We start from the raw sequence: 24398 nt of genomic DNA on the forward strand, positions 1-24398 counted from the left end.
AGGAACCATAAAATCAGCCGTCAAATCGTCCGTTTTGCCCTCGCCAACGGTGTTGGCGTGATTCGGATGGAAGAGTTGACGGGGATTCGGAAGCGGGCAACATCGGCCAAAGAAGCGGGACGAAGCCTTCACTCTTGGGCGTTTCATCAATTGCAAACGATGATTGCCTATAACTCATATTTCGCAACCTTTGCATAATATACAAAAAACAACCTGGATATTCGCATAAAAATAATTTTTTATACAAAAATTGTAAAATAATTAATTTTTATTCGGTCAAATCGGGCTTATTTCGAATTTTTATTCAGGGTGCGAAATGTGAGCTATAAAGCGGAAATGGCGGGCATTCGGGTGGAGTGGGTGAAGCCGACCTATACAAGCCAAACATGCCGATGCGGGCATCGAGAGAAAGCGAACCGAAACGGCATCCACTTCCAATGCAAAAAATGCGGATATACGATTCATGCCGACTTGAATGGCGCCATCAACATCGCCAAAGCGATTTCGGGCTTGAGCGCCGAACCTAGCGCACTGGTCACAGGTGCGCCGCCCATTGGGGTACATCTTAACCCGATGGGACGGGGTGATGACACACCCCCGAACTTGGGCGTTGTCCGAACCAGAAATGGATGAGGGCGCAAACGACCCAAGAATCCCACGCCCTTTAGGCGTGTGGAGTGTCAAAACAATTCTCTACAATACGTGGCTGAGAAGTGTAAAACACAATTTCAAATAGTTATAGTGGTACTCATTTTGCCGTGCAGGTAAAGGGATGTCCTAAAGGGGAGCATCCCTATTTTATCACCTGCCATGTTTTGACCGATCTTGCCCCTTTTCCTGGCTTGTTCTGAAAAAAGCAACTATGTCATAATGAAAATAACGCCTGAAAGTCAACGTGCTATGTTTTCGAATCAGCGAATCATTGTCCGTTCGCACATAGGAGGGATTTGCCGTGCCATCACAACGAAAATCGATCATCCCCGACGACTTTTTATGGGGCGGGGCGGTGACGTCGTTTCAGACGGAAGGGGCGTGGAACGAAGGCGGCAAAGGGCTGTCGATCGTTGATGCGCGCCCGATTCCAAAAGGGCATTCCGATTGGAAAGTGGCGGTCGATTTTTACCATCGCTACAAAGAAGACATCGCTTTGTTCAAGGAGCTCGGCTTTACCGCCTACCGGACGAGCATCGCTTGGACGCGCATTTTTCCGGACGGGGAAGGGGAGCCGAATGAAGCGGGCTTGGCGTTTTATGACGCCGTGTTTGATGAATTGAGAGCGAACGGCATCGAGCCGGTCATTACGCTGTACCATTTTGATTTGCCGCTGGCGTTGGCGAAAACGTACAACGGCTTTGCTTCAAGGAAAGTCGTCGACTTGTTTGAGCGGTACGCGCGCACCATATTTGAGCGTTACCGCGGGAAAGTGAACTATTGGCTGACGTTCAACGAACAAAATTTAGTGCTCGAACAACCGCATTTATGGGGGGCGATCTGCCCGGAAGACGAAGACCCGGAAGCGTTTGCCTACCGCGTCTGTCATAATGTGTTCATCGCCCACGCGAAAGCCGTGAAGGCGCTGCGCGAAATCGCTCCCGAGGCGAAGATCGGCGGGATGGTGACGTATTTGACGACGTATCCGGCGACATGCCGGCCGGAAGATGCCCTCGCCAACGTGCAGGCGAAAGAGCTGTTCATTGATTTCTTCTTTGATGTGTTCGCCCGCGGCGCCTATCCGCGTTATGTGACCAACCGGCTTGAGAAAAAAGGAATCTGCCTGCCGCTCGAAGCGGGGGATGAGGAGTTGCTCCGTTCGCAGACGGTCGACTTTTTGTCGTTCAGCTACTATCAAAGCCAAATCGTCCGCCATCAGGAACAGGATGAGCGGATCATCAAAGGGCTTGAACCGAATCCCTATTTGCCAAAGACGAAATGGGGCTGGGCGATCGATCCGATCGGTTTGCGGATTGCCTTAAAAGACGTGTACGCCCGTTACGAAATGCCGATTTTCATCACCGAAAACGGCATCGGGCTTGAGGAGGAGCTGAATGAGGACGGCACGGTCGAAGATGATGAGCGGATCGACTATTTGCGCCGCCATATCGAACAAATGAAGATGGCCATGGAAGAAGGGGTCGAGGTGATCGGCTATTTGATGTGGGGGGCGACGGATCTGTTAAGCTCGCAAGGGGAGATGCGCAAGCGCTACGGCGTCATTTTCGTCAACCGCGACGACGAGAACTTGCGCGATTTGAAGCGCTATAAGAAAAAAAGTTTTTATTGGTTCCAGCGCGTCATTCGCACGAACGGGGAAGAGCTGTAAAGCAAGAACGAGTTTCAAAAGAGGCGGGGAAGCCCCCGCCTTTTTACCAGCCTTTAGGGCGACCGTGGCGAATGTTCAATCGTTTAAAATGTTTGTCCCAAGTAACGACATCTTCTGGGGGATTCGCTTTTGCATGAGCGGCGATATACGCGTCAATGAAATCCACCTTTTTCTCGCCATAATCTCGAAGCGCCTGTTGCACAACATCTTTTTCCTCTGTTTCGATCCCGATCCCGTTGGTAAACTTTAATAAGGCGGCGGAAATGTCGGACGGCGATGCTTGATAGACGGAGGCCAGCACCCAGCAACATTCTGCGACGACGAGCGGATTAAGGCGCAAAATCAATTCTCCTGCTTCTACTTTCTGCAACATGTCCCCAACTTCTTCCGCAAGCTCTTGGGGATGGCCGGTCATGATTCGAATCACGACATTTGTGTCAATCCACAGCTTGCGAGCCACTTAGTTTTCCTCCCCGTCTTTCAATTCTTTTGCTCCCATCGTACGATATACTTCATCTCGGATTTCCTCAACGGGGCGGAACGGCTGATTGGTTTTGAGAATGCCGATTAATTGTGACAAGCGATATTTCTTCGTGACTTCCACTTTTATTTCTCCATCTTGGTTGACAATAAACGTCAGATCATCGCCTTCGGTGAGGCCTAATGTTTTCCGGATTTCAGCAGGAATGACCACTTGCCCTCGGCTGGACAGCTTGCTTGTCGCTTTCATGACGATCGGCGATGGTTGATCCGAAACATTCATTTTCTCCATTGGTGCGTTTCGCTCCTTCCTAAACACTTTTCATACTTACTTTTATTATATGTCTTATTTGTATGTTTAATCAATCATTGAAAATCATATTATTTTTGGTGTAGTAAGAAGTTGTGTGGGGGACAACAACAATGATGAGAATGGACGTTGAACGCTCTCCTACCTACGCTCATGCGTGGAAGAGGGGGGCTTCTCGGTTTGGAATGATAAAAAAGCCGGTCCCATCAAGGGACCAGCTGTTTTCACGGCTCGCGGTCAAACAGCAAGACGCGCGCCGGGGCGGCGTCGGTGCCGACGAGTTTGAGCGGAGCGGCGACCATGAAATAGCGGCCTTCGGGGACGTCTTTCAGCCGCAGCCCTTCGATGACGATGACACCGGCGCCAAACAGCGTTTTATGGGTTGGGTGGCCTTCTTGCGCCCGCTCGATGCCAAGGGCGTCGATGCCGACGCCGCGGATCCGTTTGCCGGCCAAATAACGGGCCGCGTCTTCGGCGACGAAAATAAACTCGAAATGGAACGCATCCTCAAACGAATTTTTCGTTTTGAACAAAACGAAGTCGCCTTCTTGAATGTCAAGGTGGGCGATATCGTCTTTCGTGATCCGGTCGTTGACATGCGTCAAATCGAACAGCTTGCACGGGCCGACGAGGTCGTTCAATGGAATCGTTTCAAACGTCGCCCCGCCTTCGACCATATGGAGGGGCGCGTCAATGTGCGTGCCGGTGTGCACGTCCATGTCAATGCGCGATTCGGTCACATAGCCGTTTGTGACGGTGGTGCGTTTCGGCTGTTTTTCCGGTTTGTTTTTGTATACCGGCATGCCTTCGTAAATCGGGGCGGTGACGTCATACACCTTCATCGTTCATTCGCTCCTTTGCATGAGGGATAAAGGGGCAAGCGCCCCATGTTGGTTTGTCAAAGAGGACGCGATGGGCGCAACAGGCGGGCCATCGCGTCTTTACGAACGCGGATGCTCGATCGGCCACCAGTGGAAGCCGTCTTTTTTGAGCAGCTCGTCCGCAGCCGCCGGGCCCATGGAGCCAGCCGCGTAGTTCGGAAAGTCGGCAGCTTTTGTGTTCGCCCACACCTCAGAAATCGGGTCGACAAACTGCCATGACGCTGCTACCTCATCCCAATGGGTGAAGTTTGTCGCATCGCCGCGCATGCAGTCGTACAGCAGCTTTTCGTATGCTTCCGGCGTGTTGATCCCGTCGATGCAGTTGTTGCAATAGTCGAGTTGAAATGGAGCTGTTATGGTCGTCGATTCCCCGGTTTTTTTGCCGTTTAAATGAAGGGTGATCCCTTCGTCCGGCTGGATGTGGATGACGAGCAAGTTCGGGGCGATCGTCTCATTCGTCCGGTAATACAAGTTCATCGGTACATCTTTAAATTGGACGACGATTTTCGTCGATTTTTCCGCCATCCGTTTGCCGGTGCGAATGTAAAACGGCACGCCGGCCCAACGGAAGTTGTCGATCAGGAGTTTTCCAGCGACGAACGTTTCCGTGTTCGAGTCCGGATCGACGTTTGGCTCCTCGCGGTACGCCGGCACGTTTTTGCCGTGGATCACCCCGCGCCCGTATTGGCCGCGCACGAAATAGCGGTCGACTTCATCGTGCGCAATCGGGCGCAAGGCGCGCAACACTTTCACTTTTTCATGGCGGATGTCATCGGTCGTCAATTTAATCGGCGGTTCCATCGCCAAAAGAGCGACCATTTGCAGCATATGGTTTTGCACCATGTCGCGCAGCGCCCCGGAATGGTCGTAGTAGCGGCCGCGGTCTTCGACGCCGAGCGTTTCGCTCGATGTGATTTGAATGTTGGCGATGAACCGGTTGTTCCAAAGCGGCTCGAAAATGGCGTTTGAAAAGCGGATGACCTCGATGTTTTGCACCATTTCTTTGCCGAGGTAATGGTCGATCCGGTAAATTTCCCGCTCGGAAAAGACGCGGCGAATCTCGTCATTCAGCTTCTCGGCGCTCGCCAAGTCGTGCCCGAACGGCTTTTCGATGACGAGCCGCTTAAAGCCGCGCGTTTCCGTCAATCCTTCCGACTGCAAGCGGGAAGTAACGGTGCCGAAAAATTCCGGCGCCATCGCCAAGTAAAAGATGCGGTTGCCTTCGGTCTCGTATGTGCCGTCGAGCTGTTCAAGGAGCGACTTTAAGCGCTGGTACGACTCGGCTTCCGTCACGTCGAACGGATGGTAATAGAAATGGGAGGTGAATCGGCCGTCGGCGAGCTTTTGGTGAAACGCCGTTTCGACCGAGTCGCGCACATAGTTCCGGAACTCGTCGGCCGACAACGGGCGGCGCGCGACGCCGACGACAGCGAATTGCTCGTTCAAATGCCCTTTTTCATACAGGCGGTAAAGGGACGGAAACAGTTTCCGTTTCGCCAAATCTCCCGTCGCTCCGAAAATGACGATGATCGATTTCGGATTCATGTTGTCCACCGTATGTACCTCGCTTTAGCCAAATTTGTCTCTTCAATGAAACCATTGTAGAGGTTTGCCGGTCGGAACGCAAACACTTTGTTGCTTTCCGGCGGGAAAGCGTTTATGTTCATGAAAGAGCCGGGCGCCAACCCGGCGTTTTTGAGCGCAAAAGAAAGTTGAAAAGCCGTTCCGACATTGGTACGCTAACAACAGGCAATGTTGAGCGAGAAAAAGGAGTGAAGCGCGTTGGAACTGTTGTTTTTAGGCACGGGTGCCGGCGTGCCGGCCAAAGAGCGCAACGTATCGTCCGTGGCCCTGCAGCTGCTTGGCGAACGCGGGGCGACATGGCTGTTTGACTGCGGCGAAGCGACGCAGCATCAAATTTTGCATACCGCCATTCGCCCGCGCCGCATCGAGCATATTTTTATTACTCACTTGCATGGCGACCATTTGTTCGGCTTGCCTGGACTGCTAGGCAGCCGTTCGTTTCAAAGCGGCGAGACGCCGCTTACAGTCTTTGGCCCGAGCGGTCTGCGCGCGTTTGTCGAAACGGCCCTTGCCGTCAGCGGGACAAAGCTCCGGTATGAACTGAACATTGTTGAGATCGATGAGGGCGTCATTTTTGACGACGACCGATTTACCGTCATTGCCAAGCGTCTCGACCATGGCATGACGTCATACGGTTTCCGCGTCGTTGAAAAAGATTTGCCCGGCCCGCTGTTGGTCGAGCGATTGCAAGCACTCGGCGTCCGCCCCGGCCCGATTTATCAAGAGATCAAGCAAGGAAAAACGGTCGTGCTCGCTGACGGCACTGTGCTTGACGGGCGCGAGTTTGTCGGCCCGCCGCAAAAGGGGAGAATCGTCGCCGTGTTGGGCGACACCCGTTTTTGCGAAGCGGCGATTGAACTCGCCCGCGATGCCGATGTCATCGTCCACGAGGCGACGTTTGCCGCGGCGGAACAGCGGCTGGCCCATGACTATTTCCATTCCACGGCCACAGACGCAGCCGAGGTGGCGAGGCGGGCCGGGGCGAAGCGGCTCATTTTAACCCATATCAGCTCTCGCTACCAAGGTGCGGCGGCGTTGCAGCTCGTCGCCGAGGCGCGCAGCGTGTTTCCGAATACCGAGCTCGCCGCTGATTTCGCCTCGTTTTCGATCCCGCGCGGTTAAAACCGCCAGCCGCGCTCGTATTGGACTGGCGCCGTGATTTTTGCGCCCAGCTCTCTCGCCGCGGCGTATGGCCAATACGGGTTGCGCAGCAGCTCGCGCCCCAAAAAAACGAGATCGGCGCGGCCGTTTTGCAAAATTTCTTCCGCTTGCCAGCCGGACGTAATGAGGCCGACAGCGCCGGTCGGGATGTCCGCTTCACGGCGGATCAGTTCGGCAAACGGCACTTGGTAGCCGGGATAGACGTTCATGCGCGCCGGCACGACGGCGCCGGAGCTGACATCGACGAGGTCGACTCCTTGTTCTTTCATCCGCTTGGCGTATGGGACATAGTCTTTGGCCGTCAGCCCGTCCGGATGGTAGTCGGACGCCGAGATGCGGACAAAAAGCGGTCCGTCCCACACCTCGCGGACAGCGTCGATCACGTCGCCCAAGAAACGGTAACGGTTTTCCGGAGAGCCGCCGTACTCGTCTTGGCGCCGGTTGGAGAGCGGCGATAAAAATTCGTTAATGAGGTAGCCGTGGGCGGCATGGATTTCGATGACGTCAAAGCCGGCTTCCTTCGCGCGCCGTGCGCCGTTTTGGAACGCTTGCACCGTTTCTTCAATGTCGGCTTTCGTCATTTCTTTTGGCGTCGGCGACGAATCATCAAACGGGACGGCTGACGGAGCGATGATCTCTCCCGGCACTTGCGATTTTCTCCCCGCATGGGCAAGCTGGATGCCGATGGCCGCTCCATGCTCTTTCACAAGCCCAACGAGTTCGCGAAGCCCGGCGATATGGTCATCGCTCCAAATGCCTAAGTCGCGTTCAGAAATGCGGCCTTGCGGCGTCACGCCGGTCGCTTCAACGATAATCAAGCCGACTTGGCCGACAGCGCGAGCCGGGTAGTGGATTTTATGCCACGTGCGTACGGCGCCGTCTTTCGTGTCGCACGAATACATGCACATCGGCGACATGACAATTCGGTTTTTCAGCGTCAGCCCGCGGATTGTATACGGCGAAAACAGCATCGTGTTCATGACAAGCAGCTCCTTTCTAGGCCAATGAATGGTTCATTACTGAATGATAGCACGCTGCTTATCAAAAACAAAATAAAACGGATTGTCGCCGTGTTCGGGCTAGGCGGGAAAAGGAGCGGCGCGCTCCGGAGGTCCGCTCTTTACGCTTCGGCGATGGCAGCGAGAAGAGCGCTGCCGAGCTCTTCGGAGCGGGCCGTCGCCCGGCGGATGCAGGCGATGACCGCTTCTTGGAACCGGTATTGCTCAAGCACGCCAATGCCGGCTTCGGTCGTGCCGCCTGGGCTCGTGACTTCACGGCGCAGGACGGATGGGTGCTTGTCGGACGCTTTTAGCATCTCGGCTGCGCCGATGATCGTTTGCAAAATGAGCCGTTTGGCGACATCTCGCTCAAGGCCGATGTCGGCCGCCGCTTTTTCCATCGCTTCGACCAAGTAATACACATACGCCGGACCGCTTCCGGACAGGCCGGTGACCGCATGCAAGTCCTTCTCCGGCACAACAGCGACGATGCCGACCGTTTCAAACAGCTGTTTGGCGACCTCAAGATGTTCTTTCGCGGCGAAGCGGCCGCCGGCGATCGCGGTCGCCGATAAGCCGACGGCGGCGGATGTGTTTGGCATGGCGCGCACGACAGGGATGTTGCGTCCGGCGAGCCGTTCGATCGTCTCGGTCGTGATGCCGGCGAGCAGTGAAAGAATGAGCTGATGGGCGCGGAGGGTCGGTGCGATGGCGTTCATCGCTTCGACGACATCTTTCGGCTTCATCGCCAAAATGACGATATCCGCTTGTTTGACGGCTTCTTGCGCGCAACTCGCCGTGCAAACACCGTATTGGCGCGCCAGCTCCTCGAGCCGAGCGCGGTTTTGTCGGTTGGCGACGACAATGTGCGCCGGATGGCAAAACGCTTTCGTCATGCCGGCGATGAGCGCTTCCGCCATCGAGCCGGCGCCGATGAGCGCGATCGTTCGTTCGTTGTTCATCATTCCACTCCTCCTTGCCTTGGTGTATCCATCCAAAAGAAAAAGGTTTCCCGTCCTGCAAAAGGACGGAAAACCTTCGTTTCCGCGGTACCACCTTTTTTGGCCCGATTTGGCCCAAGCGCCAAACAGACCCGACTCTGCCCCGATAACGCCGGGGAGGCGTTTAGGTTGGCCTAACAGCTCCTAGGGTAGGTTCAACCGCAAAGAGGGCCGCAAAGCCTTCCAGCCGCGGGCTTCGCTCTCTGGTGCCGTTTGCGGTTTACTGGCCCTGTTCATCGCCGGTTTGCCGTATCCGTGATGTTATTAGTCATTATGCCGCGGGACAGGCGCTGTTGTCAAGAGAGGAGAGCGAATTTTTTTGCAATTTCGTCGTGCGGAAGAAAAAGGCATGACAAATGGATGAAATCGGTGTAAACTGTAAAATAAAATATAATGAATAACTATTCATTTTGACTGATGAAACGGTTCGAACGGGATGGTTCATGAACTTGAGGAAAGAAGGGAACGCAATGAACGAGGAACGAGTGTATCGGATCACGGTGCCGACGCCGTTTCCGGTCGGCGATGTGCATATGTACGTGATCGCCGGCGATCGGTTGACACTGGTCGATGCCGGAGTGAAAACAGAGGAAGCGTGGCAGATGTTTGTAAAGCAGCTTGGCGAGGTCGGTTATGCGCCAGAGGATATTGAACAAATCGTCATTACTCACCATCATCCGGATCATGTCGGCTTGCTTGATTATTTTCCGCATGCGCCGATCATCGGCCATCCGAAAGCGGATCCGTTTTTGCGCCGCGAACGTTCGTTTATGGAGCGGTACGTCCAATTTTTTCAGGAATTTTTTACGGAATGCGGCGTCGACCGCCGTTTGTTCAGTCAGCTGTCCAAAGAAGGCGGATCGCTTCGCTACGCAAGCCGGCGCGGGCTTGACATCATGGTGACGGAAGGGGACGCGGTGCCGGGGATGCCCGGGTGGCAGGTCATCGAAACGCCGGGGCATGCGCAAAGCCATATCGCCCTCTACCGCGAGGCGGACGGATTGCTGATCGGCGGCGATCATTTGCTTGTTCATATTTCCCCGAATCCAATGATGGAGCCGCCGGCGGAAGGGGAGACGGGACGGCCGAAACCGTTGTTGCAATACAACGAGTCGCTGCAAAAAATGCTGCAATACGATATCGTTCGCTCGCTAAACGGCCATGGCGACGATGCGACCGATATTCCGGCGCTCGTTCGCGAGCGGCTGGGTAAGCAGCGCCAGCGCGCCGAGCGGGTGCTCGAAATGGTGAAAGAACGCCCGCATACGGTGTTTGACGTTTGTCAAAAGCTGTTCCCGACCGCTTACGAACGCCAGCTCATGCTGACGATGTCGGAGACAATCGGCCAGCTTGATTATCTCGAGGCGAACGGGTATGTGACGAAAAAACAGGAAGCCGGCCGATACGTTTACGAAGCGGCGGGGGTGTCGGTGTGCGGCTGAAGGGGCGCCATGTTGTCATTACCGGAGCGTCGGGAGGAATTGGCGAGCAAATCGCCTATGAAGCGGCGCGCCAAGGGGCGGTGCCGGTGCTCTTGGCGCGCAGTGAAGAAAGGCTGAAAGAAGCGAGCGCGCGGATCGAAGCGCAAACCGGCATTCGCGCCCCGTATGCATCGCTTGATGTCAGCGACCGCGGCATGATCGAGGCGGTCGTTTCCCAGCTTATTGCGGACCTTGGCGCGATCGATGTGTTGGTCAACAACGCCGGGTTTGGCGTCTTTCGCTATGTCGAGGACATCGACTTGGATGAAATGGAGAGGATGTTTGCCGTCAACGTCTTCGGCCTCATCGCCTGCACGAAGGCGGTGTATTCTCATATGAAAGAGAGAGGAAGCGGCCATATTATCAACATTGCGTCGCAAGCCGGCAAAATCGCGACGCCGAAGTCGAGCGTCTATTCCGCGACGAAACACGCGGTCGTTGGCTTTACCGACAGCCTCCGCCTCGAGGCGGGGCGCTTTGGCATTTTTGTCACGGCCGTCAATCCGGGGCCGGTGGAGACAAACTTTTTTTCGACCGCTGATGAATCGGGAGAGTATGTGCGCAATGTCTCGCGTTGGATGTTAAGGCCGGAGGCGGTGGCGAAGCGCGTTGTTGCCGCGATGATGACGCCAACGCGCGAAGTGAACATGCCGCGCTGGATGGATCTCGGCAGCCGCCTGTACCGGCTCGCTCCGGGTTTGGTGGAAAAGGTGGCAAAGCGGGCGTTTTTCCAAAAGTAAGCGAGGGTGTCCCAAATGTAAGGGGCACCCTTTCTGATCATCGTATAGACGCGCGAAACGCCTTTACAAAATATGATATCCTTCTTGAAGAAAGATGGCCTTTGGGGCCAGCCCCGTGTTCGTTTGACACGAGCCGGGTCAAGCGCTGGTGATGAACCGGTAGACTATGTCATGGACAAGTTCATAGATGTCCGCGTTTGGCTGCCGTTCTTTGGCGGCGGCAATGCGAGTGCAAAGCTCGCGCCAGTCGTCTTCGCCAAGCGGCATCATGTCATCATCATAGCCATAATGCCGCAGGCAGTTGCGTACTTGTTTTTGCAGCCATCGTTCATCCATTGACCTCACCGTCCGTCGCTATTCAGTGGGCTCCGGTGACGGGGCGCGGACAACGGATTGAAAGCGGCCTTTGTGCGAACCGTCGCAAAACGGTTTGTTATTCGACAGCCCGCAACGGCAGAGCGAAAACGTTTGTTTTGTCACAAACGGCTTTCCTTCTCCGTCGAGCAGTTCAACATCACCGGTGACGCGCAGCGAGCCGTTGTCGTTCACTTTGATTTGCACTTTTGCCATCACTTTTTCCTCCTTGCTTTGTTTTGACAGTTTCTTATGTTGGCAGGTAAAATAAAAGAAAATCAAAGGGAAAAAGGAGCCAGCTATGAGCCTATACATCACGTTTACGGATGCAGCCAAACGGGCGCTTGCCTCTATTGTAGCGGAATCCGGACGGCAGTTAAAGCTGATGTTTGATACTGACGGCTGCGGCTGTTTGGTCGACGGCGTGCCGGCGCTATGGCTTGTCGACAAAGCCGATGAAGATGATGTCGTCGTCGAGACGAATTTCGTGCCGGTGCTCGTGGAACGGTCGCGGCTCATCTTTTTTGATGAAACGATGACGATTGACGTCAAGCCGGGAACGACCGTTTTTCAGCTCAAAAGCCCAGGGCAAACGTTGAATGGGCATATGCCGCTTGTGGAGGTGAAATCCGGCCATGAACGGTAAGCTGCAGCAGCTTGTAAAGACGGCGAAGCAAAAAACATGGGTGTCGTTCACCCATGAAAACGATCCGTACAGCTTGCTTCATTGGTCGGTCGCCGGCCCGTATCATGAAGCGAAAGACGTCTGGTTGCTGCAAAACGAAATGACGTTTGAAACGAAAGAGTTTCCGACGCTGGAGGCGGCGATCGCCTGGCTTGGCGAACATATGCCGCACATCACCGAGGTGTTGTAAAGGGGCCGCCCCTAAGCCATTTTCGGCCGGGGGCGCCCCTTTCCATAGTTAGAAGCCGCGTTTTGCGCCGAACGGCGCTTTCCAATGTTATTGCGGACTGTTTTGCCGCTTAGTCGGGTGGATTGCTTTTTCCAATTCTTCTTTTGCGATCACCGGCTTCACCGTATCGGCGGACGGTTTCCCTTTTTGGGCGCGGTTTTTCTCCATCCATACATCTCTCCTTTTTCTTATCGTTTAGTTGTATCGTTTGACAAACGAACGGTCGTTATGCAAAGGGGGGCGGAAATCATGAAGAACCGGGCTGCGCGGAAAAAAGAACAAGAGACGCAGGCAGTGACGCTTGCCGACCGGCTCGGTGCCGAGACGGAAGCGAAACTGCTTGCGAAAAAGCGGGCGCTTGCCGAGGAAGAACAGCGGCGTCGGGCGGCGGAAGAGGCGCGGCGTCGCGAGGAAGCGCGCCGCCGTGAGGAACAGAAATCATTTGCCGAGCTGCTGGAAGAAAGTGAACTCGATTGGCGGAAGTTTAAATAGGGGGAACGTTCAGATGAAACAAAAAATGATGACAGCGGGTATGGCGTCCGCGTCTGTGTTCATGGTGGCTGCGGTCGTGATCTTGGCCGCCAACTTGCGCGCACCGCTCACAACGGTCGGGCCGCTTGTTCCTGAATTGCAGCGGGAGCTTGGCCTCTCCCACGCAGCCGCTGGGGCGTTGACGACGATTCCGCTTTTGGCGTTTGCCTTCTTGGCTCCTGTGGCGGCCGCGTTCGCCCGGCGGTTCGGAATAGAGCGGACGCTGTTCGGTTCGCTTGTTGTTTTGCTTGCCGGCGAACTCATTCGCCCGCTTTCGGGAGGGTTTTCCCTATTTCTCGGCACGGCGCTGATTGGAGCCGCCATCGCGGTCGACAACGTTCTCATGCCGGCACTGATCAAAGACACGTTTTCTGAACGGGTCGGCTTGATGATGGGCGTTTATACCGTAACGATGAACATGAGCGCCGCCTTCGCTTCCGGGTTCGCCGTTCCGCTTGCCGACGGGTGGGGGATCGGCTGGCAAGGGGCGTTTCGCTTTTGGGCGCTGGTTGCCGCGTTGTCGCTTGTCGTTTGGCTGCCGCAAGCTTGGCGCCAGAAGTCGAGCGGCGTCCCGGCGGGAAGCCGGCGCTCTTCGCTTTGGCGATCGGCGCTTGCCTGGCAAGTGACGCTGTTTATGGGGCTGCAATCCTTGTTCTTTTATTGCATCGTCACGTGGCTGCCGGAGCTTGGCCAAAGCAAGGGCTTGGCGGCCGATACAGCCGGATGGCTGCTCTTTTTCTTCCAGTTTGCCCAGTTGCCGATGATGTTCGTCTCTCCGATGCTCGCGGAGCGGATGGACAATCAAAAAGTGCTGATCGGCTCGGCGGTGTTGCTCATGGCTTTTGGAACGATCGCCTTTTTGGCTGGCCAAGGTTGGCTGCTTTGGGTTGGGGCGCTTTTCGCCGGCATCGGCGCCGGCATGGCGTTTTCGCTGGCGATGATGCTGTTTACTTTGCGCACGCGCCGTCCGCTGGAAGCCGCCCAGCTTTCGGCTATGGCCCAGTCGGTCGGCTACTTGCTTGCCGCTGCCGGTCCGCCGTTGTTTGGCATGCTGTATGATGCCGTCGGGCGGTTTACCGCTCCTCTCGGTTTGTTGTTGGTTGTCTGCATAGGAATGATGGTGTTCGGTTTAGGAGCCGCGAGAGATAAATTCGTGGATGATGAAGCTGAGTAAAAGGGCGGATCCCAAGCGATGAAAAAAGCCCGGTGCCGCCAATCAGCGGTCGGGCTCGGTCGGACGGACCTCGGAAATGGTCCGTTGCAATGAAGCGCTGCGGGCATTCGGATCAATTGGATGATGCGCTGCCGGCTTCGTCTGGGCGGAATGTCAACGATGCGCTTCATACACCGACTGCTTCGTCGTCCGCTTCAGCCACGCGTATTCGTCGGCATCAAGCGGCGGGGCGGAAGCGGCGGCGATGTTTTCTTCAAGCTGTCTAAGCCGGCTTGCGCCCGGAATGACGGCGGCAACGACCGGGTCATACAGGCAAAATTGCAGCGCGGTCGCGGTCAATGAACGGCGCCCGGCCGTTTTTTCCTTCAGCTTCGGGATGAGCGTTTGCAGTTCTTTGTAGGAATAATCGAGGTAGCCGTGTTCTTTCACCGCGCTGCTCGCTTGTTCAAGCGGGCGGCTCGTGAGCAAGCCTCTAGCGACCGGACCGCGGGCGATCACGCTGATGTGATGTTCGCGAAGAAGCGGGAACCATTCTTCCGGCCGACGGTCAAGCAAGCTGTATTGCATCATGACGCTGACGATGTTCGAGCGCTTCACATATTCGCGAATGACGTTTGGGCGGATCGAGGAGATGCCGTACCAACGGATGACGCCTTCTTGCTTCAGCTCTTCGAACGCTTCAATCGTCTCATCGATCGGGTCGTCGATCGTGCCGCCGTGGAGCTGGTATAAGTCAATGTAGTCCGTTTGCAGGCGGCGCAGGCTCTCTTTGACCGCTTGTTTGATATACGCTTTTGACGGATCCCAATCCCAGCCGCTTCCGTCTCGGCGCCAACGGTTGCCGACTTTTGTCGCGATGATCACTTGGTCGCGTTTTCCTTTCACCGCTTTGCCGACAAATTCCTCGTTTAAGCCGCGGTCGTACAAATCAGCCGTATCCAAATAGTTGATGCCGCGCTCCAATGCTTCATGGATGAGATAGATGGCATGGTTTTCATCAGTGCCGAGCGACATGCAGCCGAGTCCAATTTCGCTGACGTATAAGTCTGATGTGCCGATGCGGCGTTTGTTCATCTTTTGCGCCCCCTTTAGCGATCGATGATGATATGTTCATTGTACAACGGAAGCGAAAAAATGGCCAAACATGTAGTACAATGGAAAAGAGTCCATCAATCGATAGGGGAGAAGAAGAATGGAGAAGTTGTATGAAAAAACCGTCCGCAAAGAGAAATTGTTCAGCGGCCGCATCATTGACTTGTATATCGAGGAAGTCGAGTTGCCAAATGGGAAAACGAGCCGGCGCGAGGTGATCAAACATCCGGGGGCGGTGGCGGTGCTCCCGCTCTTGCCGGACGGGAAAATCGTTCTTGTCCGCCAGTACCGAAAAGCGCTGGAGCGCGCATTGGTCGAAATTCCGGCGGGCAAGCTAGAACATGGGGAAGAGCCGCTCGCTTCCGCACACCGCGAGCTCGAAGAAGAAACCGGCTACCGCGCCCAATCGATGCGCCATCTCATTTCCTTTTATACATCCCCAGGGTTTGCTGATGAACTCATCCATTTGTATGTCGCCGAGGGGCTGGAAAAAGCGGAGGACGGCGCCGGTTTGGATGAAGATGAGTTTGTCGAGCTGTTGGAAGTTACATTGGAGGAGGCGCTTGAGATGCTTCAACAACGCGACATTTACGATGCGAAAACGGCATACGCCTTGCAATATTTGCAGCTGCGCCGCGCGCTAGGGGAGCAAAATGCCGAATAAAAAAAACGAGCGCGGCCTCGGCCGTTATTACGCTGATTTACATATTCACATCGGCCGCACCGCCTCGGGCCGCCCGGTGAAAATTACTGGGGCGCGGACGTTGACGCTTGAGAACATCTTGCATGAGGCGGCTGAGGTGAAAGGGATCGACCTGGTCGGTGTCATTGACAGCCATGTGCCGGAAGTGCTGGACGAGCTCGAGCGGGCAATGGAGAAGCACGGTTGGCGCGAACATGACGGAGGCGGCGTCAGCGCCGGAAAGGTGACGCTTTTGTTAGGCAGTGAAATCGAAGTATATGACGACCATTGCCATGGACCGATCCACGTGCTCGTTTTTTTGCCGACTGTGCAGACGATGCGCACGTTTTCCGGCTGGCTTGGCAAACGGGTAAAGAACGTGTCGCTCAGTTCACAGCGCGTTTACGTGTCCGGCCGTGAGCTGCAAGCTGCCGCGAAAGAGCAGGGCGGCTGGTTCATTCCCGCGCACGCGTTCACCCCGTTTAAAAGCTTGTACGGAAAAGGGGTCAAGCACAGCCTGACAGAAGTGTTTGACCCGGATTGGATTGATGCCATTGAACTTGGGTTAAGCGCCGATACGGCGATGGCGGACCAGATCGCCGAATTGCATCGCTACCCGTACTTGACGAATTCCGATGCCCATTCGCTGCGGAAAATCGCCCGCGAATATGAAGAAGTGCGGCTCGCCGCCCCGACGTTTGCCGAATTTGAAAAAGCGCTGCGCGGTGAAGACGGGCGCGCGATTGTCGCCAACTACGGTTTAAATCCTAAACTTGGAAAATATCACCAGACAGTGTGCGAGCGCTGCCTTGCGCCGGCTGCACCGGACGTCGATCGCTGCGCGGCATGCGGCCATCATCGCTTCGTGAAAGGCGTGTTTGACCGGCTTGCGGAGCTGAAAACGGCGGAACGCGGGCCGAAACGGCCGCCGTACATTTATCAAGTGCCGCTTGAATTCATCCCCGGCCTTGGTCCAAAAGCGTATGAAAAGCTGCTCGCCCGTTTTGGCACGGAAATGAGCGTTCTTCATGAGGCGGCGGAGGAAGAGATCGCGGAGACGGTGGGAGAAAAGTTGGCCCAACTGATCGTCCTTGCCCGCAGCGGTGCGCTCCATATCGAGGCCGGGGGCGGTGGGAGATACGGGAAAGTGCGGGAGGGGTAACCACTCGGGCAGCGCTCCTGCCGTTCATCATCATGCCGTGCGTGCTGCTTGGCCCAGCCCGGCCATGCGCCAGTGGACCGAGGCGGCGTGCCGCCCGTGGAGTTGGCCACACGTCGGTGTTGAGCTGTTTTTTCATTACATCACCAGCCTTTTAGAAAAACAGTCATACCGAAAGCGGATGGACATACAATCTACTAAGAGACAAAGTAGGAGGACGAAGCACAATGAGAACCCATCCGCTGAAATCGGCTATCGCTGTCCATTGGCGTGAACATGCTTCGCTGTATGTGTTTGTCATCGTCCTGTTTCTCATGGGCGTCATTTTCGGCGCCATTGTCGTCAACAGCCTCGGTTTCAGTCAAAAGCAAGACTTGTACTATTACTTGACGCAATTTTTTGGACAAGTGTCAAAAGACAATATCGCAAGCGCCCATGATATGTTCTGGCAAAGCTATATGCACAACGTCAAATATACCGCGTTGATGTGGGTGCTTGGCATTTCTGTCATTGGCTTGCCGATCATTCTTGTTTTGCTGTTTTTCAAAGGCGTCGTCGTCGGCTTTACGGTTGGCTTTTTAGTCAACCAAATGGGTTGGCGCGGGTTTCTTTTGTCGTTTGTGTCCATCATGCCGCAAAACTTGGTGGCCATTCCACTCATGATCGTCATGGGCGTCATTTCTATTTCGTTTTCCTTGCACATGGTGCGCAACCAGTTTATGAAGCGGCCGCATGGATCGATGTTTCCGATGGTGATGCGCTACGCAGCGGCGATGGTGGCTGTTGCCCTTGGGCTGCTTCTTTCCTCAGCGGTCGAGGCATATCTTTCGCCGGCATTGATGAAACAGGCGGTTCAATGGACAATGAGTTTAATCATAATGAATATTATATAATAACCATTATCATTCCTTCATAATAGTGATTTTACTTTGATACTTCCCTCGTGCATTTGTTATAATGATGGGTGAATGGCGAGGGAGGAATGAAAAGATGGAAGATCGTGTGGAACGAATTAAGAAGCAGCTGCATTCGGCGGGTTACAAGCTAACGCCGCAGCGGGAAGCGACGGTAAGAGTCCTGCTTGAACATGAAGAAGACCATTTAAGCGCGGAAGACGTCTACCTCCTCGTGAAAGAAAAATCCCCAGAAATCGGGTTGGCGACCGTTTACCGGACGCTCGAGCTGTTAACCGAGCTGAAAATTGTCGATAAAATCAATTTCGGGGACGGGGTGTCGCGCTATGACCTCCGCAAGGAAGGAGCGGCCCATTTCCATCACCACCTCATCTGCTTGGAATGCGGATCGGTGGCGGAAATTCAAGAAGATTTGCTTGAGGATGTCGAAGCGATTGTTGAGGAGAAGTGGAAATTTAAAATTAAAGACCATCGTTTGACATTCCACGGCATTTGTCACCGTTGCCAGCAAAAGCATGAAGAAAAATAAAAAACCTTTTCCAACGGGAAAGGTTTTTTGCGTATAAACAACGAAACAAATGGCATATCCTCATACTAGCAAGCTGACAAGCAGCTGATAGGGAGGATGCCATGAAAACCGTTTGGCAAATGGTGAAAGTGTTTCTTTTATTTACGGGATGCACCATTTTATTTTATTATAGTCTTGTATGGTTTAACCGCGAGTACGAGTATTACCACCGATACGATGAGCCGAAGGGATCGGCGGTCAAAGTATCGGCGGCGGAGAGTGCGCCGCCAAGTTGGCTCGACCGGCTGTTATTTTTTTATCGCGATGGGGAGTAGAGAGCGTTGGAATACGAGTTGAAAGATTTTCTGCATTATTTGACGGTGGAGCGGAATTTGGCGCACAATACGATCGTTTCATATGAACGCGATTTGAAAAAATACGTCCGCTATTTGCGCCAAGTCGAGCAGCTTCAGGCGTGGGGCGAAGTGGAGCGCCTCCATATTCTCCATTTTTTAAAGTTTTTAAGCGAACAAGGGCAATCGGCGCGGACGATCGCCCGCCATTTGGCGTCGATCCGTTCGTTTCATCAGTTTTTGCTAAGGGAGAAAATCGCGGCGCAAGACCCGACCGTCCATATCGAAACGCCGCAGTTTGAACGGACGCTGCCGAAAGTGCTGTCGGTCGAGGAAGTCGAGGCGCTGCTCGCAGCGCCGCAAGTGAGCACACCGTTTGGGCTGCGCGACAAGGCGATGCTGGAGCTGTTGTATGCGACCGGCATGCGCGTCAGTGAGCTTGTGCAGCTCAACTTAAGCGACGTGCATTTGACGATGGGGTTTGTCCGCTGCTATGGAAAAGGGCGGAAAGAGCGGATCGTGCCGATCGGGCGCATGGCGATTGAAGCGCTTACCCACTATTTGGAGCGAGGGCGCCCGCAGCTTGTCAATCCGCGACGGCGGGCAACGGAGGCGCTGTTTTTGAACCATTATGGCCAGCGGTTGACACGGCAAGGGTTTTGGAAAATTTTAAAGCGGCTCGCGAAAGAAGCCGGCATCGAAAAAGAATTGACGCCGCATACGCTTCGGCATTCGTTTGCGACGCATCTGCTTGAGAACGGAGCCGATTTGCGCGCTGTTCAGGAGTTGCTTGGGCATGCCGACATTTCGACGACGCAAATGTATACGCATGTTACGAAAACGCGCCTAAAAGACGTGTACAAACAGTACCACCCGCGCGCCTAGCAGCTGCCGTATGCTAGGCGCTTGCCTGTCGTTTTAGTTGTCAGACTTCTGACCAATTGGCCATGGGCGTGTTTTCGCGAAAATACGGGAACGATAGAAAGAGACTCCATTTTCATTGCAGGCAGGGGGAATGAATGTGAAAGCGACATACCGGCGCGTCTTTTTGATTGTGATGGATTCAGTCGGCATCGGCGAGGCGCCGGATGCCGAGAAATACAATGACAAAGGAGCGGATACGCTCGGCCATATCGCTGAGCATCGCGGCGGCCTCTATATGCCGAACATGGCGAAGCTCGGCCTAAGCCATATTCGTGAGATCAAAGGGGTGCCGAAAGTCGATCGACCGCTCGCGTACTATACAAAAATGAAGGAAGCATCGGCTGGAAAAGATACGATGACAGGCCATTGGGAGCTGATGGGCCTTCGCATCGACAAGCCGTTCCGCGTCTTTCCGAACGGGTTCCCAGATGAATTGATCGCTGAGCTCGAGCGGCGCACCGGCCGGAACGTGATCGGCAACAAACCGGCGAGCGGAACAGCGATCATCGAAGAGCTTGGCGAAGAGCATATGAAAACAGGGGCAATCATCGTCTATACATCAGCCGACTCCGTCTTGCAAATCGCTGCCCATGAACAAGTTGTGCCGCTTGATGAATTGTACCGCATTTGCGAAATCGCTCGTGAATTGACGCGCGACGAGCCGTATATGGTCGGGCGCGTCATTGCCCGACCGTTCATCGGCACACCCGGCCATTTTGAGCGAACCGCCAACCGGCACGACTATGCGCTTAAGCCGTTTGGCCGAACGGTGATGAATGAATTGAAAGACGCCGGTTATGAAGTGATTGCCATCGGGAAGATCGCCGATATTTACGACAATGAAGGAGTTACCCAGTCGTTGCGAACGACATCCAATATGGACGGAATGGATAAGCTCGTCGACACGCTCGGCATGGACTTTACCGGGTTGAGTTTCGTCAATCTCGTCGATTTTGACGCTAAATACGGCCATCGCCGCGACCCAAAAGGTTACGGCGATGCGCTCGAAGAGTTTGACGCCCGGCTTGCCGATGTGTTGCCGCGCTTGACAGCGGACGACTTGCTTATCATCACCGCTGACCACGGCAACGACCCGATTCACCACGGAACCGACCATACGCGCGAATATGTGCCGCTTCTTGTGTACAGCCCGCGATTTCGCGGCGGCAAGCCGCTCCCAGTCCGCGAGACGTTTGCCGATGTCGGCGCAACGATTGCGGATAACTTCCAAGTCAACCGGCCGCCGTACGGAACAAGCTTTTTGGCTGATTTGGCCTAACTTCATAAAGAACGATGAGGGGGAAAAGAATGGATCGACAAGCGATTGAAAAAACCGCCGGTCATTTGCGCCCATTGATGCCAACTCCGCCTGAAATCGGTCTCATTCTCGGCTCGGGGCTCGGCGTGCTCGCTGATGAAATCGAAGAGGCGGTTCGCATTCCGTATGAAGATATTCCCGGATTTCCAGTGTCGACCGTTGAAGGACACGCTGGACGGCTCGTATATGGGCGGCTTGAGGGGGCGACCGTTGTCGCCATGCAAGGGCGGTTTCATTATTATGAAGGGTATTCGCTTCAGGAAGTGACGTTTCCCGTCCGGGTGATGAAGGCGCTTGGCGTCCGCGAATTGATCGTGACAAACGCTGCGGGCGGCATCAACGAACGGTTCCAGCCCGGCGATTTCATGATCATTTCCGACCATATCAACTTGCTGGGCACAAATCCGCTCATTGGTCCGAACGATCCGGAGCTTGGTCCGCGCTTTCCGGACATGACGGAAGCGTACAGCCGGCGGCTGCGCGAGCTCGCCAAGGAAACGGCGGCGAGACTTGGCGTTCGCGTGCATGAAGGAGTATATGTCGCCAATACGGGGCCGTCGTACGAAACGCCGGCGGAAATCCGCATGATTCGTACGCTCGGCGGCGATGCGGTCGGCATGTCGACCGTCCCGGAAGCGATCGTCGCCCGCCACGGCGGCATTGAGGTGCTCGGCATTTCGTGCATTTCGAATATGGCTGCAGGGATGTCGGATGCTCCGCTTCACCACGACGAAGTGGTTGAAACGGCCGAGCGGGTGAAGACGGACTTTTTGCGGTTTGTGAAAGCGATTGTCGCCGAAATGGCGAAATCAAAACGAAAAAGGTGATCGCGATGCGAATGGTCGATTTGATTGCGAAAAAGCGCGACGGAAAGGCGCTGACGAAGGAAGAAATTGAGTGGATCATCCGCGGGTATACAAACGGGGACATTCCCGATTACCAAATGAGCGCGCTCGCGATGGCGATTTATTTCCGCGGCATGACCGAGGAAGAAACGGCCGCGCTGACGATGGCGATGGTGCACTCCGGCGAAATGCTCGATTTGTCGAGTATTCGCGGCGTGAAAGTCGATAAACATTCGACCGGCGGGGTCGGCGATACGACGACGCTCGTTTTAGGGCCGCTTGTCGCTTCTGTCGGCGTGCCGGTGGCGAAAATGTCTGGGCGCGGCCTCGGCCATACGGGCGGCACGATCGACAAACTCGAGTCTGTGCCCGGGTTTCATGTCGAGATCAGCAAAGACGAGTTCATCCGATTAGTGAATGTGAATCGCATTGCCATTATCGGACAAACCGGCGACTTGACGCCGGCGGACAAAAAATTGTATGCGCTTCGCGATGTGACGGCGACCGTCAACAGCATTCCGCTCATCGCCTCGTCGATCATGAGCAAAAAAATCGCCGCTGGGGCTGATGCCATCGTCTTGGATGTGAAAACGGGCGCCGGAGCGTTTATGAAGGAACTTGACGAGGCGCGCCGGCTCGCTCGGGCGATGGTCGACATTGGCAAGCGCGTCGGCCGCCGGACGATGGCGGTCATTTCTGACATGAGCCAGCCGCTCGGCTATGCCGTCGGCAACGCCTTGGAAGTGAAAGAGGCCATCGCCACGTTAAAAGGGGACGGGCCGCACGATTTAACCGAACTTTGTTTGACGCTCGGCAGCCATATGGTCTATTTGGCGGAGAAGGCGCCATCGCTTGATGAGGCGCGCCGTTTGCTTGAAGAGGCGATTCGCAGCGGGGCCGCCATCGCGGCGTTCAAAACGCTTTTGGCCGCTCAAGGTGGAGATGCATCGGTCGTCGACGATCTGGACAAATTGCCAAAGGCGGCATATACGTCGACCGTCACGGCGGCTGCCGACGGCTATGTCGCCGAGATGGCCGCCGATGACATCGGCACGGCCGCCATGTGGCTCGGCGCCGGCCGGGCGAAAAAAGAAGACACGATCGATTTGGCGGTCGGCATTGTGCTCCATAAAAAAATCGGCGATCGCGTGCAGAAAGGGGAAGCGCTCGCCACGATTCACAGCAACCGGCCAGATGTGCTTGACGTGAAAGAAAAGATCGAGGCGGCTATTCAGCTGTCGCCGCAGCCGGTTGCTCGGCCGCCGCTCATTTATGAGACCATCGTATAGAGAGGGACGCTGGCGATCCGCAAGGAAAAAAGCAGTTGTTCAAGAAGAAGACGCCTGAAACGCGTGTTTCGGGCGTTTTTTTTTTTTGTTTTTTGGAAAATGAGCTGTTTTTTTGTATAAAAATATCTCGCCTGGAAAAAATGGCATGTATAAAGAATGGAGGTTTGGGAGATGAAAACGAAAGTCACTCGTCTTCTTTTATTGCCGTTTCTTCTTTTTCTTCCTCTTTCTGCCCATGCCGAGGCGAAAGAGATGAAGGAGGCGAAAGTGAAGCTGGCCGATGAGGCGAAATCAGCCATTTTGATTGAACGCGACACCGGCAAAGTATTGTATGAAAAAAATGCCCATGAACCATTGCCGCCGGCGAGCATGACGAAAATTATGACGATGCTGTTGATCATGGAAGCCATCGATGAAGGAAAGCTGTCCTACGATGAAAAAGTGCGGGCGAGCGAATACGCCGCGTCAATGGGTGGATCGCAAATTTTCCTCGAGCCGGGCGAGGAAATGACCGTCGATGAGCTGCTGCGCGGCATTGCCATCGGTTCGGCCAACGACGCGTCGGTCGCTATGGCTGAGCAGATCGCCGGGTCGGAAGAAGCATTTGTCGAGATGATGAATGAAAAAGCGAAACAGCTCGGCTTAAAAAACACCCATTTCGCCAATGCGACCGGCCTGCCGGCGGAACATCACTACAGCAGCGCTTATGATATGGCCATGATGGCGCGCGAACTGTTGAAATATGAAGATATTACGAAATATACGAGCAAGTACGAAGACTATTTGCGCGAAAATACGGACAAAAAGTTTTGGCTCGTCAATACGAACCGGCTTGTCAAATTTTATCCGGGCGTTGACGGCCTGAAAACCGGATATACAGCCGAAGCGAAATATTGTTTGACCGCCACGGCGAAAAAGAACGGCATGCGCGTCATCGCTGTTGTGTTTGGAGCGCCGACGCCGAAATCGCGCAATGCTCAAATTACGAAGATGCTCGATTACGCGTTTTCCCAATATCGAACTCACCCGGTGTACAAACGGAATGAAACAGTCGCCCGCGTCAACATAAGCAAAGGCAAACGGTCATCCGTCGAAGCGGTGACGTCGGAGCCGGTGTCGGTGCTGACGAAAAAAGGGCAGTCGGTCGAGCAAATCGAAAAAGTGATCAAAGTGAAAGACGATGTGAAAGCACCCGTTCGCAAAGGCGATGAGCTTGGCGTCCTCATTTTAAAACAGGATGGAAAAGAAATTTTGCACAGCCCGATCGTCGCCAAGCAAACGGTCGAAGAAGCGAGCTTTTGGGACTTGTTTAAGCGGGTGTTTGGCCGCTTCGTGCAGGCGGGATAATGTCAAGTTTTGCGGTCTTTTCGCTCTCTTTGGCGAAC

General features: G+C 54.6%; 27 protein-coding genes and 2 pseudogenes. 20 read left to right on the top strand and 9 right to left on the bottom strand.

Annotated features, from left to right (window positions below; genetic code table 11):
- From BRO54_RS14220 to BRO54_RS14230, 3 genes and pseudogenes are all read left to right on the top strand, one after another.
- Window positions 1-168: pseudogene (locus tag BRO54_RS14220) on the top strand (IS200/IS605 family accessory protein TnpB-related protein); the annotation flags it as partial.
- A gap of 156 nt (window positions 169-324) precedes the next feature.
- Window positions 325-633, top strand: a pseudogene (locus BRO54_RS19195) (zinc ribbon domain-containing protein); the annotation flags it as partial.
- Window positions 634-952: 319 nt separating this feature from the next.
- Window positions 953-2320, top strand: coding sequence for a glycoside hydrolase family 1 protein (locus BRO54_RS14230; RefSeq protein WP_074044363.1), 1368 nt, complete (start codon window positions 953-955; stop codon window positions 2318-2320).
- Between the two features lie 43 nt (window positions 2321-2363).
- Here the strand turns inward: BRO54_RS14230 and BRO54_RS14235 are convergent, their stop codons facing one another.
- The 4 genes from BRO54_RS14235 to zwf all read right to left on the bottom strand — a co-directional run bounded on the left by BRO54_RS14235 (window position 2364) and on the right by zwf (window position 5545).
- Window positions 2364-2780: a PIN domain-containing protein gene (locus tag BRO54_RS14235; RefSeq protein WP_074044364.1), complete on the bottom strand. Its 417-nt coding sequence runs from the start codon at window positions 2778-2780 to the stop codon at window positions 2364-2366.
- Window positions 2781-3092, bottom strand: coding sequence for an AbrB/MazE/SpoVT family DNA-binding domain-containing protein (locus tag BRO54_RS14240; RefSeq protein WP_074044365.1), 312 nt, complete (start codon window positions 3090-3092; stop codon window positions 2781-2783).
- A 242-nt stretch (window positions 3093-3334) separates the two neighbouring features.
- Complete coding sequence (locus tag BRO54_RS14245) at window positions 3335-3952, bottom strand: cyclase family protein (protein ID WP_074044366.1); 618 nt, start codon at window positions 3950-3952, stop codon at window positions 3335-3337.
- 99 nt (window positions 3953-4051) lie between these two features.
- Complete coding sequence (gene zwf, locus BRO54_RS14250) at window positions 4052-5545, bottom strand: glucose-6-phosphate dehydrogenase (RefSeq protein WP_074044367.1); 1494 nt, start codon at window positions 5543-5545, stop codon at window positions 4052-4054.
- 228 nt (window positions 5546-5773) lie between these two features.
- Between zwf and rnz the strand changes: the two genes are divergently transcribed.
- On the top strand, window positions 5774-6697 hold the full coding sequence (rnz, locus tag BRO54_RS14255) for a ribonuclease Z (protein WP_074044368.1): 924 nt from the start codon (window positions 5774-5776) through the stop codon (window positions 6695-6697).
- Here rnz and namA read toward each other — a convergent pair.
- Both namA and proI read right to left on the bottom strand, forming a co-directional pair.
- On the bottom strand, window positions 6694-7716 hold the full coding sequence (namA, locus tag BRO54_RS14260) for an NADPH dehydrogenase NamA (protein ID WP_074044369.1): 1023 nt from the start codon (window positions 7714-7716) through the stop codon (window positions 6694-6696). The two genes, rnz and namA, sit on opposite strands and share 4 nt — an antisense overlap.
- A gap of 140 nt (window positions 7717-7856) precedes the next feature.
- Complete coding sequence (gene proI, locus BRO54_RS14265; protein ID WP_074044393.1) at window positions 7857-8696, bottom strand: pyrroline-5-carboxylate reductase ProI; 840 nt, start codon at window positions 8694-8696, stop codon at window positions 7857-7859.
- 509 nt (window positions 8697-9205) lie between these two features.
- Here proI and BRO54_RS14270 point away from each other — a divergent pair.
- Both BRO54_RS14270 and BRO54_RS14275 read left to right on the top strand, forming a co-directional pair.
- Window positions 9206-10177, top strand: a complete 972-nt coding sequence (locus BRO54_RS14270) for an MBL fold metallo-hydrolase (RefSeq protein ID WP_074044394.1) — start codon at window positions 9206-9208, stop codon at window positions 10175-10177.
- Window positions 10168-10956, top strand: coding sequence for an SDR family NAD(P)-dependent oxidoreductase (locus BRO54_RS14275; RefSeq protein WP_074044370.1), 789 nt, complete (start codon window positions 10168-10170; stop codon window positions 10954-10956). Before BRO54_RS14270 ends, BRO54_RS14275 begins: the two co-directional genes overlap by 10 nt.
- Window positions 10957-11094: 138 nt before the next feature.
- Here BRO54_RS14275 and BRO54_RS14280 read toward each other — a convergent pair whose 3' ends face one another.
- Both BRO54_RS14280 and BRO54_RS14285 read right to left on the bottom strand, forming a co-directional pair.
- Window positions 11095-11292 (bottom strand): YqzH family protein, encoded by a 198-nt coding sequence (locus tag BRO54_RS14280; protein ID WP_074044371.1) that lies wholly within the window; start codon window positions 11290-11292, stop codon window positions 11095-11097.
- 18 nt (window positions 11293-11310) lie between these two features.
- The gene (locus tag BRO54_RS14285; RefSeq protein ID WP_074044372.1) at window positions 11311-11526 is read right to left on the bottom strand and encodes a CDGSH iron-sulfur domain-containing protein; all 216 of its coding nucleotides are present in this window, start codon (window positions 11524-11526) and stop codon (window positions 11311-11313) included.
- Between the two features lie 85 nt (window positions 11527-11611).
- Here BRO54_RS14285 and BRO54_RS14290 point away from each other — a divergent pair, with 85 nt between their 5' ends.
- From BRO54_RS14290 to BRO54_RS14305, 4 genes are all read left to right on the top strand, one after another.
- Complete coding sequence (locus tag BRO54_RS14290) at window positions 11612-11956, top strand: iron-sulfur cluster biosynthesis family protein (RefSeq protein ID WP_074044373.1); 345 nt, start codon at window positions 11612-11614, stop codon at window positions 11954-11956.
- The gene (locus tag BRO54_RS14295; RefSeq protein WP_074044374.1) at window positions 11946-12185 is read left to right on the top strand and encodes a YqkC family protein; all 240 of its coding nucleotides are present in this window, start codon (window positions 11946-11948) and stop codon (window positions 12183-12185) included. Before BRO54_RS14290 ends, BRO54_RS14295 begins: the two co-directional genes overlap by 11 nt.
- Window positions 12186-12473: 288 nt before the next feature.
- A complete protein-coding gene (locus BRO54_RS14300) occupies window positions 12474-12716 on the top strand; it encodes a YqkE family protein (RefSeq protein WP_074044375.1) in 243 nt (80 codons plus the stop codon).
- A 13-nt stretch (window positions 12717-12729) separates the two neighbouring features.
- On the top strand, window positions 12730-13929 hold the full coding sequence (locus tag BRO54_RS14305; RefSeq protein WP_074044376.1) for a CynX/NimT family MFS transporter: 1200 nt from the start codon (window positions 12730-12732) through the stop codon (window positions 13927-13929).
- A 153-nt stretch (window positions 13930-14082) separates the two neighbouring features.
- Here BRO54_RS14305 and BRO54_RS14310 read toward each other — a convergent pair whose 3' ends face one another.
- A complete protein-coding gene (locus BRO54_RS14310; protein ID WP_074044377.1) occupies window positions 14083-15003 on the bottom strand; it encodes an aldo/keto reductase in 921 nt (306 codons plus the stop codon).
- A gap of 118 nt (window positions 15004-15121) precedes the next feature.
- On the opposite strand from BRO54_RS14310, the gene BRO54_RS14315 reads away from it, so the two are divergent.
- The 10 genes from BRO54_RS14315 to BRO54_RS14360 all read left to right on the top strand — a co-directional run bounded on the left by BRO54_RS14315 (window position 15122) and on the right by BRO54_RS14360 (window position 24360).
- Window positions 15122-15685: an NUDIX domain-containing protein gene (locus BRO54_RS14315; RefSeq protein ID WP_011231802.1), complete on the top strand. Its 564-nt coding sequence runs from the start codon at window positions 15122-15124 to the stop codon at window positions 15683-15685.
- A complete protein-coding gene (locus tag BRO54_RS14320; RefSeq protein ID WP_074044378.1) occupies window positions 15675-16865 on the top strand; it encodes an endonuclease Q family protein in 1191 nt (396 codons plus the stop codon). Before BRO54_RS14315 ends, BRO54_RS14320 begins: the two co-directional genes overlap by 11 nt.
- 224 nt (window positions 16866-17089) lie before the next feature.
- Window positions 17090-17755: a stage II sporulation protein M gene (gene spoIIM / locus BRO54_RS14325; protein WP_074044379.1), complete on the top strand. Its 666-nt coding sequence runs from the start codon at window positions 17090-17092 to the stop codon at window positions 17753-17755.
- A 97-nt stretch (window positions 17756-17852) separates the two neighbouring features.
- Window positions 17853-18305 carry a ferric iron uptake transcriptional regulator gene (gene fur / locus BRO54_RS14330; RefSeq protein WP_011231799.1) on the top strand — a complete coding sequence of 151 codons (453 nt, stop codon included), beginning with the start codon at window positions 17853-17855 and terminating at the stop codon, window positions 18303-18305.
- Between the two features lie 101 nt (window positions 18306-18406).
- Window positions 18407-18619 carry a YqzK family protein gene (locus BRO54_RS14335; RefSeq protein ID WP_011231798.1) on the top strand — a complete coding sequence of 71 codons (213 nt, stop codon included), beginning with the start codon at window positions 18407-18409 and terminating at the stop codon, window positions 18617-18619.
- 6 nt (window positions 18620-18625) lie between these two features.
- Window positions 18626-19522, top strand: coding sequence for a site-specific tyrosine recombinase XerD (gene xerD, locus BRO54_RS14340; protein ID WP_074044380.1), 897 nt, complete (start codon window positions 18626-18628; stop codon window positions 19520-19522).
- A 130-nt stretch (window positions 19523-19652) separates the two neighbouring features.
- A complete protein-coding gene (deoB, locus tag BRO54_RS14345; RefSeq protein WP_074044381.1) occupies window positions 19653-20840 on the top strand; it encodes a phosphopentomutase in 1188 nt (395 codons plus the stop codon).
- A gap of 29 nt (window positions 20841-20869) precedes the next feature.
- Window positions 20870-21706: a purine-nucleoside phosphorylase gene (locus BRO54_RS14350; protein WP_074044382.1), complete on the top strand. Its 837-nt coding sequence runs from the start codon at window positions 20870-20872 to the stop codon at window positions 21704-21706.
- Between the two features lie 5 nt (window positions 21707-21711).
- Window positions 21712-23013: a pyrimidine-nucleoside phosphorylase gene (locus tag BRO54_RS14355; RefSeq protein ID WP_074044383.1), complete on the top strand. Its 1302-nt coding sequence runs from the start codon at window positions 21712-21714 to the stop codon at window positions 23011-23013.
- Window positions 23014-23184: 171 nt separating this feature from the next.
- A complete protein-coding gene (locus BRO54_RS14360; RefSeq protein ID WP_074044384.1) occupies window positions 23185-24360 on the top strand; it encodes a D-alanyl-D-alanine carboxypeptidase family protein in 1176 nt (391 codons plus the stop codon).
- Window positions 24361-24398 lie beyond the last annotated feature (38 nt).

It is taken from the genome of Geobacillus proteiniphilus (assembly GCF_001908025.1).
In the GTDB taxonomy this organism is placed as follows: domain Bacteria; phylum Bacillota; class Bacilli; order Bacillales; family Anoxybacillaceae; genus Geobacillus; species Geobacillus proteiniphilus.

Excerpts from the sequence above, each read along its gene's own strand:
- BRO54_RS14240 (WP_074044365.1), bottom strand. The coding sequence starts at position 3,092 with ATGGAGAAAATGAATGTTTCGGATCAACCATCGCCGATCGTCATGAAA.
- BRO54_RS14245 (WP_074044366.1), bottom strand. The coding sequence starts at position 3,952 with ATGAAGGTGTATGACGTCACCGCCCCGATTTACGAAGGCATGCCGGTA.
- namA (WP_074044369.1), bottom strand. The coding sequence starts at position 7,716 with ATGAACACGATGCTGTTTTCGCCGTATACAATCCGCGGGCTGACGCTG.
- proI (WP_074044393.1), bottom strand. The coding sequence starts at position 8,696 with ATGAACAACGAACGAACGATCGCGCTCATCGGCGCCGGCTCGATGGCG.
- BRO54_RS14270 (WP_074044394.1), top strand. The coding sequence starts at position 9,206 with ATGAACGAGGAACGAGTGTATCGGATCACGGTGCCGACGCCGTTTCCG.
- BRO54_RS14280 (WP_074044371.1), bottom strand. The coding sequence starts at position 11,292 with ATGGATGAACGATGGCTGCAAAAACAAGTACGCAACTGCCTGCGGCAT.
- BRO54_RS14285 (WP_074044372.1), bottom strand. The coding sequence starts at position 11,526 with ATGGCAAAAGTGCAAATCAAAGTGAACGACAACGGCTCGCTGCGCGTC.
- BRO54_RS14290 (WP_074044373.1), top strand. The coding sequence starts at position 11,612 with ATGAGCCTATACATCACGTTTACGGATGCAGCCAAACGGGCGCTTGCC.
- BRO54_RS14295 (WP_074044374.1), top strand. The coding sequence starts at position 11,946 with ATGAACGGTAAGCTGCAGCAGCTTGTAAAGACGGCGAAGCAAAAAACA.
- BRO54_RS14300 (WP_074044375.1), top strand. The coding sequence starts at position 12,474 with ATGAAGAACCGGGCTGCGCGGAAAAAAGAACAAGAGACGCAGGCAGTG.
- BRO54_RS14305 (WP_074044376.1), top strand. The coding sequence starts at position 12,730 with ATGAAACAAAAAATGATGACAGCGGGTATGGCGTCCGCGTCTGTGTTC.
- BRO54_RS14310 (WP_074044377.1), bottom strand. The coding sequence starts at position 15,003 with ATGAACAAACGCCGCATCGGCACATCAGACTTATACGTCAGCGAAATT.
- BRO54_RS14315 (WP_011231802.1), top strand. The coding sequence starts at position 15,122 with ATGGAGAAGTTGTATGAAAAAACCGTCCGCAAAGAGAAATTGTTCAGC.
- BRO54_RS14320 (WP_074044378.1), top strand. The coding sequence starts at position 15,675 with ATGCCGAATAAAAAAAACGAGCGCGGCCTCGGCCGTTATTACGCTGAT.
- spoIIM (WP_074044379.1), top strand. The coding sequence starts at position 17,090 with ATGAGAACCCATCCGCTGAAATCGGCTATCGCTGTCCATTGGCGTGAA.
- fur (WP_011231799.1), top strand. The coding sequence starts at position 17,853 with ATGGAAGATCGTGTGGAACGAATTAAGAAGCAGCTGCATTCGGCGGGT.
- BRO54_RS14335 (WP_011231798.1), top strand. The coding sequence starts at position 18,407 with ATGAAAACCGTTTGGCAAATGGTGAAAGTGTTTCTTTTATTTACGGGA.
- deoB (WP_074044381.1), top strand. The coding sequence starts at position 19,653 with ATGAATGTGAAAGCGACATACCGGCGCGTCTTTTTGATTGTGATGGAT.
- BRO54_RS14350 (WP_074044382.1), top strand. The coding sequence starts at position 20,870 with ATGGATCGACAAGCGATTGAAAAAACCGCCGGTCATTTGCGCCCATTG.
- BRO54_RS14355 (WP_074044383.1), top strand. The coding sequence starts at position 21,712 with ATGCGAATGGTCGATTTGATTGCGAAAAAGCGCGACGGAAAGGCGCTG.
- BRO54_RS14360 (WP_074044384.1), top strand. The coding sequence starts at position 23,185 with ATGAAAACGAAAGTCACTCGTCTTCTTTTATTGCCGTTTCTTCTTTTT.